The following is a 12,069-nucleotide window of genomic DNA, read 5'->3' as shown; positions in this document are numbered from 1 at the left end:
GCATGACAGCCGCGCCTGACAATCTCAACGCAACGGCTGGCCGCACGATCATTTCGGTTGACGCCATGGGCGGAGATGCCGGGCCGGCTGCCGTCGTGGCCGGTATCGCGCAATCCGCTTACAAAAACCCCGACATCGGTTTCATTCTGCACGGGCCCTCCGCGACGCTCGAACCTCTTGTGGCGCGTCGCAAGGATCTGGCCGGTCGTGTCGACATTCGCAACGCCGAAGATGTCGTCACGATGGAGGACAAGCCCAGCCAGGTGATGCGTCACGGCAAGGGCACGTCGATGTGGTCCGCCATTGATGCCGTCCGCGCCGGTGAGGCCACCGTGGCCGTCTCCTGCGGGAATACCGGCGCGTTGATGGCCCTCAGCATGGTCCGCTTGCGCAAGCTGCCCGGCGTGAACCGCCCCGCCATCGCCATCCTCTGGCCATCACGCAACCCTCAGGGTTTTAACGTGATGCTTGATGTCGGTGCCGATATCCGTGCCGATGCCCAAGACCTTCTGCAATATGCCCTCATGGGCACGTCCTATGCCCGAAACGGCATGGACCTGCCCCGCCCCAGGATCGGCCTGCTGAATGTGGGCACGGAAGAACACAAGGGCCGCGCGGAACTGAAGCAAGCGCATGAACTGATCGGCGCCTTCGCTGAAAAGGCCGATTACGATTTTGTCGGCTTTGTCGAAGGCGGCGACATTCCCGGCAATGTGGCGGATGTCATCGTCACCGACGGTTTCACCGGCAATGTCGCGATCAAGACAGGCGAAGGGACTGCAAGCCTGATTGGTGATCTCTTGAGGGAAGCGTTCAAGTTCTCGCCTCTCTCGCGTCTGGCCTCGATCCTGGCTTTGACATCTCTGCGCCGATTGCAAAAACGCATCGACCCGCGCCGGGTCAATGGCGGCGTGTTTCTGGGGTTGAACGGAACGGTCGTCAAATCTCATGGCAGCGCGGATGCCATTGGTGTGTCGGCGGCGGTCAAGCTCGCCTTTCAGCTTGCGCAATCCGGATTTTCCGAAAAACTCGCCGCTCGGGTTGCATCCGCCGAACAGCTTGCGCAGGATGTTAACGATCAGCCGGAGCAGGACGACCCCGGCCAACACCAAAAAGGACAGGCCACTCAATGACTTGCCGCGCTGTGGTTACCGGGGTGGGCCACTATCTTCCTGAACGCGTCGTACCTAACAGCGAATTTGAGGCCACCCTCGACACAAGTGACGAATGGATCCGCACCCGTTCAGGCATTGAGCGGCGCCATTTTGCCGCCGAAGGGGAAACCACGTCCGATATGGCCGCCCATGCCGCGCGCGCCGCTTTGACGGATGCCGGTTTGAGCGTGTCGGACATCGATGCCATCGTGTTGGCCACGTCAACGGCAGACCTGACCTTCCCGTCGGCTGCCACGATGGTGCAGCATGCCCTGGGCATGACAAAGGGTTTCGCATTTGATGTTCAGGCCGTGTGTGCCGGGTTCATCTATGCGCTGTCGAATGCGCATGCCCTGATCGTGTCGGGCCAGGCCGAGCGTGTTCTTGTGATCGGGGCCGAAACGTTCAGTCGCATCATGGATTGGACCGATCGCAGCACCTGTGTGCTTTTCGGAGACGGGGCCGGAGCGCTGGTCCTGGAAGCACAGGATCAACCCGGCGCAGCCACCGATCGCGGCATTCTGTCGACCGATCTGCATTCGGACGGGCGCTTTAAAGACCTGCTTTATGTGGATGGCGGTGTCAGCACGCAGACCACCGGCCATTTGCGGATGCAGGGCAATCAGGTGTTTCGCCATGCGGTCGAAAAACTAGCCTCGACCGCGGAAACCGCGCTTGAGCGCGCGGGGCTGACAGCGTCCGATGTGGACTGGATCGTACCGCATCAAGCCAACATCCGCATTATCCAGGGCACCGCCAAGAAAATGGGCCTGCCGATGGAGCGGGTCGTGGTCACGGTTCAGGATCACGGGAACACCTCCGCGGCATCGATTCCCCTTGCCCTGTCGGTCGGCAAGGAGAGAGGTCAGATCAACCCCGGAGATCTCATCGTCACCGAAGCGATTGGCGGCGGACTGGCCTGGGGTGCAGTCGTCCTGCGCTGGTAGCGCGCGAAAGCCCGCAAAAACAAGCCCTTGCATGCCATTCATATTGACTCCGAAATTGGTGTGCCCCTATGGTTTTCCAAAACGAGGGGGAAGGTATGGGTGAAAAGACACTGACCCGCATGGATCTCAGCGAAGCGGTGTTCCGCGAAGTTGGACTTTCACGCAACGAAAGCGCACAGCTTGTCGAAAGCATGCTGGAACACATGTCCGACGCGCTGGTGCGCGGCGAGCAGGTCAAGATTTCCTCTTTCGGAACCTTCAGCGTGCGCGAGAAATCGGCCCGCGTCGGGCGCAACCCGAAGACCGGGGAAGAAGTGCCCATTCAGCCCCGTCGCGTCCTGACCTTCCGCCCCTCGCACCTGATGAAAGATCGCGTGGCGATCGGAAACAAACGAAAGTAAAGAGGCTCAAGCCACATGGAAAAATCGCCCGACGCCTTTCGCACCATCAGCGAGGTGGCTGATTGGCTCGGCATCCAGGCCCATGTGCTGCGCTTCTGGGAAAGCAAGTTCACCCAGGTCAAACCGGTAAAGCGCGCGGGCGGGCGGCGATACTATCGTCCAGCCGACATGCAGCTTCTTGGCGGGATCAAGAAGCTTCTGCACGAAGACGGCCTGACGATCAAAGGGGTTCAGAAAATCCTGAGAGAACAGGGCGTGTCGCACGTCGCGGCCTTCTCCCCCTCCATAGATGACGACAGTTCACGCATGACGCAAAGTACGGCCCCTAATGTGCTGAAATTTCAGAATAAAGATGTAGACGCGGGCGAGGCTGACATGCAGGCCGAGTTCGCTCTGGACGATCCCGTTGAAGACGACGAGGCCGGCACGCCCGACCCGATGGAAGCTGAAAGCAACGAGGCTACTTCGCTCACGCCAGCCGAAAGCGACGAGATACCGGCAGCCGCCATGGCCGAGGATGTGGAACCTGAACCGGAAGCACCCGCCCTGCCCTCTTTCCTGCACCAACCGATGTTTGAAGAGACGTCACAGCAAACGGAGCAGGATGCATCCGCCGAACCCGAACCCGAACCCGAACCCGAACCCGAACCCGAACCCGAACCCGAACCCGAACCCGAACCCGAACCCGAACCCGAACGAGAGACCGCATTCGCGGAAGAGCCGCAAGCCCCTGAGGAGCCTGCGGCAGAGGAGGAGGCCCCGGCGGTCGAGGTCCAACCCGCAAACGTGCAGGAGCCTTCCTTGGAAGATGAGATTGCCGTCACGCACGGTCCGCTCTCCAAAACAGGGCGCCTGATGCGGATCAGTCCGAAATCCGCTGATGCCATTGCCCCGATCGCGGCGCGTCTGGCTGCGCATCGCGAACGGATGCGCCGCGCCGGCAGAGAGTAAGCGACGCTGATGATTTCCCCTTGTCTCCGGTTTCAAAACCGGTATGAACACGCCTTAGTCGGGCTATGGCGCAGCCTGGTAGCGCGTCCGTCTGGGGGACGGAAGGTCGCAGGTTCGAGTCCTGCTAGCCCGACCAAATCAAACCGACTGCCCGATGGGGCCTGACATGACCGGCGTCTGCCCCAACCAACAGATCGAAGCGATGATCCGCGAAGGCGCAATCGTCGCCGATCTTCCCGTAACGCATGACCAAATCCAGCCCGCGAGCCTGGATCTGCGTTTGGGGCATACCGCATATCGCGTACGGGCCTCTTTTCTTGCCGGTCAGGGCCGCACCGTGTCCCAACGGCTCCAGGAATTCGAGATGCACCGCATCGACCTGTCGAAAGGAGCCGTGCTGGAGAAAGGCTGCGTCTACCTTGTTCCGCTGCTGGAAGGCTTGCGCCTTCCCGACGACATGCATGCCGTCGCGAATGCCAAAAGCTCCACCGGTCGGCTTGACCTGCTGACACGTACGGTGACCGATGGTGGCGTGGAATTCGACCGTATCCCCACCGGCTATACCGGCCCGCTTTATGCCGAGATCTGCCCACGCTCATTTTCGGTGCTGGTACGGCCCGGCATGCAGCTGAACCAAATTCGGTTCCGCAACGGGCATGCGGTGCTGTCTGATACGGATCTGAATGCGCTTCACGCGGTTGCTCCGCTCGTTGACGGCCCGGCCGTTATCCAGGAGGGTCTTGGCTTTTCTGTGGATCTGGACCTGCCAGGAACCGACCTGGTGGGATACCGCGCCAAACCGCATACCGGCGTGATCGATCTGGACCTTATCGGGCATTACGATGCGTCCGAATACTGGGAAGAAGTGCGCAGCACCGATGGTCAGATCATCCTCGACCCCGGCGCATTCTACATTCTTGTCAGTCGCGAGGCGGTACATATTCCCCCGCAATATGCTGCGGAAATGGCCCCGTATCTTGCCATGGTCGGCGAATTCCGGGTCCACTATGCCGGATTTTTCGATCCCGGCTTTGGCCATGACGCGGCAGGCGGCGCCGGATCCCGCGGGGTTCTGGAAGTGCGGTGCCACGAAGCGCCCTTTGTGCTTGAGCATGGACAGGTCGTTGGACGCCTGGTCTACGAACGGATGGCCGCCGCACCCACGAACCTCTACGGCGCAGGCATTGCGTCAAACTACCAAGGGCAAGGCCTTAAATTATCCAAGCATTTCAAGACTTAGACGACTATTTCAGATATGGTGCGTTCTCTTCCAGCTCGTCTGTGAGCTCCGCTTGAACGCTGCGCTCAAGATGCGTGGACAACGTGACATAGGTACGGGTTTCGCGCACCCCTTCCACATCGTAGATCCGTGAAAGCAGACCCTCCAACGCAAGCGCGGAGGCTACACGGACCTTGATGATCAAGCAGGCATCCCCGGTGACGGAGTGCAACTCCTCGACCTCGGGAAAATCCTGCATCGCGACCATTGCCCGGGTTTTACCCCAGCCCGTGGTGGAGACATGGACGAACGCCAAAAGTGGCTTACCCACCGCAGGCCCGTCGAGCCGCGCCACCGTTTCCGAAATCACACCGCTGGCCCGCAAACGCTTGACCCGCTCGTGCACCGCGGGCGCCGACAAGCCAACCGTCTCTCCGATCTCGGCATAGCTTTTCAATGCATCCCGTGCCAGCACGCCTAATATCTTTGTGTCCATGCCGTCGATGGACGGCGTCCCGCCGGCGCGCCGCCGAAGATTATCTGTTTTCACAGCCATTGCCCGCCTTTCACATTGCCGAACTTCGTTTTGAAAAATAGCCCTATTGCAGATCTTCATTCAACAAGGCTTTTACCATGCGCCGCGACATCCTTCTGCTGCTTCTTGCTATTGGCGTCATCGGCGCCAATTCCCTGCTTCTGTCGCCGGTCGTGGCCGCGGTCGCCGCAGATTTCGGCACGACACCCAGACAGGTTATGACCGCAGCCAGCGCCTATGGCCTTGGAACCGCTTTGTCCGCTTTGACCCTGGCGCCCCTTTCGGACCGGTTCGGCGCGGGCCGTGTTCTCCGCATCGCTCTTGTCGCGCTCGCGCTCGGCCTCGCCTCCAGCGCGCTTGCGCCGTCTCCGGGCGGGTTGATCGGCGCTCAAACGCTCTGTGGCCTAGCAGCAGGCGCCGCCCTGCCCGCAATCTATACGCTCGCCGCCGAGATCGCACCCGAGGGGCGGACGGCGCAAACCGTCGGCGCCGTTCTGACCGGGTGGACTGTGGCGCTTGTTTTCGGGGTCAGCGCTGCGGCCTGGCTTACCGATTTGGCGGGATGGCGCGTGGTTTACGTTACCTTTGCGCTGCTGACCGGACTGCTTTGGGCGACATCATCGGGCCTGAGCCGCCAAAGCCGGCCGAGCGGTGTCATCACCTCCCCGCTTACGGCCCTGCGGGTTCCGGGCATATCGCGAGGTCTTCTGGCGACCGGACTTGTGATGTTCAGCTTCTATGTCACCTACTTCTTTGTCGGCGCGCAAGTCACGCTCAGGCTCGATCTCAGCACGACAAAGGCGGGTCTGGTGCCATTGGCTTATGGTTTGGGGTTCGGCCTCGCCGTCTATGCCGACCGGTGGATTGACCGTCTTGGCCTTGCCCGGGCGACACCGCTTCTTTTTGTATACAGCGCGATCGTCTACGTCGTGATGGCGGCCGTCGCGGACAGCTATGTCGCGCTGCTGGTCATGGCGTTGCTCTGGGGGATCGGACAGCATCTTTGCCTTAACCTTGTCGTGGCGCGTCTCAGTACGCTTGAGCCGACGCAGCGCGGCGCGATTATGGGGCTTTACAGCGCGGTGACCTATCTTGCCGTTTTTGCGGCCCCGCTTGCCGGCGCACCCCTTTTTGCAGCCTTCGGCCTGGCTGGCTGCCTCATCGTGTCCGCGCTGTTGTCACTGGCCGAAGCCGTCGAAAGCCTGGGCCTGCGGCGCGTCAGGACCCAGCGTTCCGCCTAGCCTGCCGGGCCGCGCGGATCTCGCGGCGGGCCTTGCGCCGCGCGCGAACCTCTTGCTTGGTCGGGCCGGTTTGCGCCTCTTCAGGGTCGGATGCCTCTGCTACATCAACGCGTTCTGGCGGTAGAGGAGGCGCGGACTTGCCGGGGCGCTTGATGGCTCTCGACGCCTGGTTGATACCGACATTTACGCCCTTGTTGATCGCCTTGCGCATCAGGATACGCATGATCATGTTGATGATCCTGTTCAGGTTCATAGCACATGGCCTCCACTGCTCTGGGCCTCAATATATCAGAAAGCACGCGCGTTTGCAGGGGTCAGCCGTCATCTTCGAAGAGTTCGGGCTGCCCGGCGCTGTCCTCCATCTCCTCCTCGCCTGCCTCTTCGGCACCCGGAGGTGGTCGGTTCTCCAGAAGTCCCGAGGCCCGCAATTCTTTCAGGCCCGGCAGATCCCGCGCGCTTTCAAGACCGAAATGATCCAGAAACCCCTGCGTCACGACGAAGGTCACGGGGCGGCCCGGCGTCATCCTGCGCCGCCCGAACCGGATCCACTCCATCTCCAGCAACTGATCAATCGTCCCCCTTGAGACAGAGACCCCCCGGATCTCTTCGATCTCCGCGCGGGTGACTGGCTGGTGATAGGCGATGATCGCAAGCGTTTCGATGGCAGCACGGCTTAGCTTGCGCGTTTCGACCGTTTCGCTGCGCATCAGAAAACCAAGGTCGGGCGCGGTGCGGATGGCCCAAGCATCGCCCACCTTGACCACGCTGACCCCGCGCCCCTCGTACCGCTTGCGCAAATGCGCCAGCGCTTCTGCCGCGTCGCAGCCATGCGGCATGCGCGCTTCCAGTTCGCGCACGGTGATCGGCTCTGCCGTGGCAAAGAGGATCGCCTCGACCATGCGCTCCTGCTCCCCGATGGGGGGCGCTTCGAACAGGCTTTCGGTCTGGGGGTCGTCCTGCATCACGCCTCGCGCTTGCGCAGTTGAATGGGGGCGAAGGTTTCGGTCTGGCGCAGTTCCAGATGCCCCTCCTTGACCAGCTGAAGGGACGCCGCAAACGTCGCTGCCGTGGCCGAGCGGCGGCGCACCGGGTCCATCTCCCATCCTTCGGGCAGATAGCTAGCGATATCGGTCCAGTCGGCGGCATAGCCGATCAGCCCCCGCATCCGCTCCAGCGCCTGCTCCATCGTCAGCACCGCGTCGCGATCCATCACGAAGGGGCGGAATTCATCCTTGGTGCGGATGCGCGCATAGCCCTGCATCAGATCCAGCAAGGTGGCGGTATATTCGATCTTGCGCACTCGGGTCACATCTTCGGTGATGCCGCGCGCAAAGAAATCCCGCCCCAACCGGTCGCGTGCCATCAGACGGGCCGCGGCATCCCGCATCGCCTGCAGCCGTTCCAGTTGAAAGGCCAGATGCGCGGCGAGTTCCTCTCCCGACGGCCCCTCGTCTTCGGGATCAGGCGGTAGCAGCAAACGAGATTTCAGGAAGGCCAGCCAGGCGGCCATCACCAGGTAATCCGCCGCCAATTCGATACGCAGCGCCTTGGCGCGTTCGATAAACGCCAGGTATTGCTGGGCAAGCTGCAGGACGGAAATCTTGCGCAGATCCACCTTTTGCGTGCGCGACAGCGTCAGAAGCACGTCGAGCGGACCTTCGAACCCGTCCACATCGACGATCAGCGCCTCGGCGGCAAGCCGCTCCGACACCCGCGTTTGCTCGTCCTGAAAAAAGCTGTCCTCAGCCATAGACCTGCCCGCCCATCAGCGCCTCAAGCTGCGCTTCGAGCGAGGGAATGTCAATATCGGCGGGGCTGCGACGCGCATCGAGCGCGGCCTCGGCCCGGCGCTGCGCGGCATCGTTCATCTCTCCCGCAGCTTCGGCCACTTCGGACCGCTCGGCAAGATTACCGTTGCAATGCAGGATAACATCGCAGCCTGCATTCAACGCGTCCCGGCTGATCTTGGCGAGAGATCCCGACAGCGCCTTCATCGATATGTCGTCGGTCATGATCAGACCGTCAAAGCCGATATGCTCCCGGATCATCTGCATCACCTTGGGGGACAATGTCGCGGGCTGATCGTCGAACGCTTCGTAAACCTGATGGGCGGTCATGCCCATGGGCAGGTCATTGAGAGCCCGAAAAGGCAGAAAATCCTCTGCCTCCAACGCATCGACCGGAGCCTGAACACGGGGCAAGTCATAGTGACTGTCCAACGTGGCGCGGCCATGGCCGGGCATGTGTTTCACGATCGGCAGAACCCCTCCGTCCAGATGCGCCTCAGCCACCGCGCGACCGATACGGGCGACCCGCTCAGGGTCGCGACCATAACAGCGGTTCTTCAGGAACGGATGCGTGGCGTCATGGGCCAGATCCACCATGGGCGCGCAATTGCTGTCGATGCCAAGGGCGCGCAATTCATGGGCAATCAGGCGATAGCGCAGATACATGGCGCGTTCGGCACCGGCACCCGCACCGCGCGCATGATCCAAGGGCGGGCGCCACTCGCGCGCAAGGGGATGGCGCAAACGCTGAACGCGTCCCCCCTCCTGGTCGATGGTTATCGGTGCCTCTCGTCCCACCGCATCGCGCATTTCGGCGCACAAGGCGCGCACCTGATCCGCGCTGTCGACGTTGCGGGCAAAAAGGATAAACCCGAAGGGCTGCGCGTCGCGGAAAAGCGCCTTTTCCTCGTTTGTCAGAGACAGGCCTTCAGCGTCCAGGATGGTCGCGCCGAACCGCATCAGCGTGTGACCACCGGGATGCAATCGGAGCCTTCGGCGACCAGCGCCGAGCAAAAGCGCCGGGCATCGCTGAGATCGTCGAAGCCCATGGCTCTGAGACGGAAAAAGACGCGGCCTCCGCTGCTGGCCCGTTGGATGACCCTTGATTTGCCGGTCAGGGTATCGCCGAACCGGGCGGACAGCTTGTCCCATTCGCCACGGGCCACCTCTGGGCTGTCATAGGCGCCCAGCTGAACAAGTCGGGTGCCCGCCGGGATGCTTTCGGGATCCACGTCAAGACCGGCGGGCGCGGCAGCCGCAACCGGGGTCGGCGCCGGGATCGACCTCTGTGCCGGGCGCTGCTGCGGACGCAATGAGCGACCCACACCGGGTCCAGTGATCACCTCGGGCGCGGGCTCGGGATCAGCTTGGCCTTCCGGTTCGGTCTCTGGCAGCACAGATTGATCCAGAGGTTCCGGCAGTACGATTGCGGCCTGCGTGGGCTCGGACTGCTGCGCCTCTTCCGCGGTTTGTTGAGACAAAGGCTGCACGCCCCGTGTCAACTCTTCGACCAGCGCCTCGACGGATCCCGATTGCGCGGCCGCTTCAACTGCGTCGGGGTTTGGGCCGGTATTTGATGTTTCTTGAGCGTTCGATGCGGGCGCTGCCGACGGGGTGCCCTCTGTCCGCGCGACCGGGCGCAGATTGCCCCGCGGCAGATCCTCGTCGGTCAGATCGACCGGACGCGGCGCCAGCACCAGGCGATCTGCGGGTGCTGCCGCAACCCCGTTTGCCGCAACAGCATTCACCGCCAGCCCCTGGTGGTCTGCGGGTCGTCCGCCCGGATTGTCCGGCTGAACACGCATCGGCCCTTCCAATGCGCGTACGACGGGAACGCCGCTGACATCACGCACCAAAAGCTTGTAGCCCCAGAACGCGGCCCCTGCGACAAGCGCCAGAGAAACGAGGGCGCCGGCAAAGCGAGTGATCTGGGTCAGCGCGGGCGCTGATCCTTCATCACGTGCCGCGTCCCGACCTCCCATAGAGGGAGTGAACTCAACATCTGCCATTTTTGCCTCACTGCCCGAACGCGGATCACCGCGTCAGGTTTTTTGCTGCCTCATATCCGGCGAGTGTGGGTTTTGTCACCGCATCTGCCGTGCCGGATTGACACCAAGAATACCAAGACCGGCTGAAATAACAATGGAAACAGCCCTCGCAAGGTCGATTTTTGCCCATGTTTCCGGCGTGTCGGCCCCTTCGGTAAGCCAAACCTCGGGCACATTGCTTCCCGAAGGCCAGGCCTTGTGAAAGAGATCCGCCAGATCCGTGAGATACATGGCCATTCTGTGCGGCTCTGCCGTCCGTGCGGCAATATCGACGAGCCGGGGCCAGCCGGCCAGTTTTTGCACAAGCGCCCATTCGGCCCCGCCCCGCAGCACGGCAACATCGCCCGGACGTGGCTCTGCAATGCGCTCCGCCCGCTCAACGATGCCTAGCGCGCGGACATGAGCGTACTGGACGGCGAAAACAGGGTTGTCGCGGCTCTGGTCAAGCACGGCGTCTAGATCGAGGTCCAGGGCCGCATCGTTTTTGCGGCTCAGCATGGCAAAGCGTGTCACGTCCGGCCCCAGGCGGTCGACGACATCACGCAGGGTGACAAACCCTCCGGCCCGGCGAACGGGTATGCCCTTGTCAGCAAGCCTGACAAGCTGGACCAGCTTGATCTCGACCGGCACACGCCCGTTCGACAGCGCAGACACAACGGCCTTGACCCGGCGGACATAGGCGCCGTGATCTGATCCGAACACGTCGTAAAGCGCGTCATATCCACGGTCGATCTTGTCGAAGTGATAGGCAATATCGGGCGCGAAGTAGGTCCAGCCACCATCGGCTGTCCGAATGGGCCGATCTGCCTCATCCCCATGCGCTGTGGAGCGGAACAGCGTTTGCTCGCGCCGCTCCGGTCTCTCCGCCGACTGCCCCTGAGGCGGATCAAGCACGCCTTCGTAAATCAAACCCTTGGCTTCGAGATCGGCCAAAGCTGCCTCGATCCGACCGGCGTCGTCCAGGGACTTTTCGCTGAAATAAAGATCCATCCGGATGCCCAGCGCGTCCAGATCTTCGCGGATACGCGCCATCATCGCATCGATTGCAAAGGCGCACACCGGCGCGAGCCAAACCGCTTCGCTCTGATCAAGGTAGATGTCCCCGACCTTTGCCTTGAGCGCGGCGCCAACCGGCACGAGGTAGTCTCCCGGCAGGGTCCCATCCTCGAAAGCGACATCCCGGCCATGTGCTTCGAGATAGCGCAGATAGACCGACCGGGCGAGCACATCGACCTGTGCCCCGCCATCGTTGACATAGTATTCGCGGGTTACGTCATATCCAACGAAGCCCAGCAAATTGGCCAGAGCGTCCCCATAGACCGCGCCGCGCGTGTAGGCCGCTGTCAGGGGACTGGTCGGATAGGCACTGACAAACTCGACATTGGCCTTTTTTCCGGCGCCGAGCGCGGAGCGTCCGAAGGCCTCGCCTTCCTCCAGAATGGCCGCCAGAACGGGCGCCCAGCGCGCCGGATCGAGGTGGAGGTTGATGAACCCCGGACCGGCGACGTCCACCGAAACCACTCCCTGATCGTCGGTCAGTCGCGGCACCAGAAGCTGCGCGATCTCCCGCGCCCGACGCCCGTCTTGCGGCGCGATGACCAGGGCGGCGTTTGTCGTGACATCACCATAGGCTGGATCCTTGGGCGGCTCAGCCGTCACCGCCGCGACATCCAACGTATCCGGCAGGTGCCCGTCGCGCTGCAAAGAGGCGATCGCGGCGCAGATCTTGGTATGGACATCGGCAAAAATGTTCATCAGACCTGACCCAATATCACGCTGCGGGCCC

General features: G+C 62.2%; 13 protein-coding genes and 1 tRNA gene. 7 read left to right on the top strand and 7 right to left on the bottom strand.

The window, feature by feature from the left end; all coding sequences use genetic code 11:
- Positions 1-2: 2 nt before the first annotated feature.
- The 6 genes from plsX (at position 3) to CFI11_RS10130 (ending at position 4,693) form a co-directional block, all read left to right on the top strand.
- Positions 3-1,133: a phosphate acyltransferase PlsX gene (gene plsX, locus CFI11_RS10155; protein WP_130405563.1), complete on the top strand. Its 1,131-nt coding sequence runs from the start codon at positions 3-5 to the stop codon at positions 1,131-1,133.
- Positions 1,130-2,101 carry a beta-ketoacyl-ACP synthase III gene (locus CFI11_RS10150; protein WP_130405561.1) on the top strand — a complete coding sequence of 324 codons (972 nt, stop codon included), beginning with the start codon at positions 1,130-1,132 and terminating at the stop codon, positions 2,099-2,101. Before plsX ends, CFI11_RS10150 begins: the two co-directional genes overlap by 4 nt.
- 95 nt (positions 2,102-2,196) lie before the next feature.
- Positions 2,197-2,502 carry an integration host factor subunit alpha gene (gene ihfA, locus CFI11_RS10145; RefSeq protein WP_130405559.1) on the top strand — a complete coding sequence of 102 codons (306 nt, stop codon included), beginning with the start codon at positions 2,197-2,199 and terminating at the stop codon, positions 2,500-2,502.
- Between the two features lie 15 nt (positions 2,503-2,517).
- Positions 2,518-3,453, top strand: a complete 936-nt coding sequence (locus CFI11_RS24600; protein ID WP_254449059.1) for a MerR family transcriptional regulator — start codon at positions 2,518-2,520, stop codon at positions 3,451-3,453.
- 59 nt (positions 3,454-3,512) lie between these two features.
- A tRNA-Pro gene (locus CFI11_RS10135) sits at positions 3,513-3,589 on the top strand.
- Between the two features lie 30 nt (positions 3,590-3,619).
- Positions 3,620-4,693 carry a 2'-deoxycytidine 5'-triphosphate deaminase gene (locus CFI11_RS10130; RefSeq protein ID WP_130405557.1) on the top strand — a complete coding sequence of 358 codons (1,074 nt, stop codon included), beginning with the start codon at positions 3,620-3,622 and terminating at the stop codon, positions 4,691-4,693.
- Between the two features lie 4 nt (positions 4,694-4,697).
- Here the strand turns inward: CFI11_RS10130 and CFI11_RS10125 are convergent, their stop codons facing one another.
- On the bottom strand, positions 4,698-5,228 hold the full coding sequence (locus CFI11_RS10125; RefSeq protein ID WP_130405555.1) for an Lrp/AsnC family transcriptional regulator: 531 nt from the start codon (positions 5,226-5,228) through the stop codon (positions 4,698-4,700).
- Between the two features lie 77 nt (positions 5,229-5,305).
- Here CFI11_RS10125 and CFI11_RS10120 point away from each other — a divergent pair, with 77 nt between their 5' ends.
- Positions 5,306-6,448 carry an MFS transporter gene (locus CFI11_RS10120; protein ID WP_130405553.1) on the top strand — a complete coding sequence of 381 codons (1,143 nt, stop codon included), beginning with the start codon at positions 5,306-5,308 and terminating at the stop codon, positions 6,446-6,448.
- On the opposite strand, the gene CFI11_RS10115 is transcribed toward CFI11_RS10120, so the two are convergent.
- The 6 genes from CFI11_RS10115 to CFI11_RS10090 form a co-directional block, all read right to left on the bottom strand.
- The gene (locus CFI11_RS10115) at positions 6,426-6,701 is read right to left on the bottom strand and encodes a hypothetical protein (RefSeq protein ID WP_130405551.1); all 276 of its coding nucleotides are present in this window, start codon (positions 6,699-6,701) and stop codon (positions 6,426-6,428) included. The genes CFI11_RS10120 and CFI11_RS10115 overlap by 23 nt on opposite strands.
- A 61-nt stretch (positions 6,702-6,762) precedes the next feature.
- Positions 6,763-7,410, bottom strand: coding sequence for an SMC-Scp complex subunit ScpB (gene scpB, locus CFI11_RS10110; protein ID WP_130405549.1), 648 nt, complete (start codon positions 7,408-7,410; stop codon positions 6,763-6,765).
- Entirely contained in the window at positions 7,410-8,198 is a 789-nt protein-coding gene (locus CFI11_RS10105) for a ScpA family protein (protein WP_130405547.1), read from the bottom strand. The genes scpB and CFI11_RS10105 overlap by 1 nt, the downstream gene beginning before the upstream one ends.
- A complete protein-coding gene (nagZ, locus tag CFI11_RS10100) occupies positions 8,191-9,195 on the bottom strand; it encodes a beta-N-acetylhexosaminidase (RefSeq protein WP_130405545.1) in 1,005 nt (334 codons plus the stop codon). Before nagZ ends, CFI11_RS10105 begins: the two co-directional genes overlap by 8 nt.
- Positions 9,195-10,244 carry an SPOR domain-containing protein gene (locus tag CFI11_RS10095; protein ID WP_130405543.1) on the bottom strand — a complete coding sequence of 350 codons (1,050 nt, stop codon included), beginning with the start codon at positions 10,242-10,244 and terminating at the stop codon, positions 9,195-9,197. Before CFI11_RS10095 ends, nagZ begins: the two co-directional genes overlap by 1 nt.
- Before the next feature lie 75 nt (positions 10,245-10,319).
- The gene (locus CFI11_RS10090; RefSeq protein ID WP_130405541.1) at positions 10,320-12,038 is read right to left on the bottom strand and encodes an arginine--tRNA ligase; all 1,719 of its coding nucleotides are present in this window, start codon (positions 12,036-12,038) and stop codon (positions 10,320-10,322) included.
- Positions 12,039-12,069 lie beyond the last annotated feature (31 nt).

This window comes from Thalassococcus sp. S3 (genome assembly GCF_004216475.1).
Taxonomy (GTDB): Bacteria; Pseudomonadota; Alphaproteobacteria; order Rhodobacterales; family Rhodobacteraceae.
Note: the sequence above shows the minus strand (reverse complement) of the source record. Positions and strands in the feature narration are given on the sequence as shown.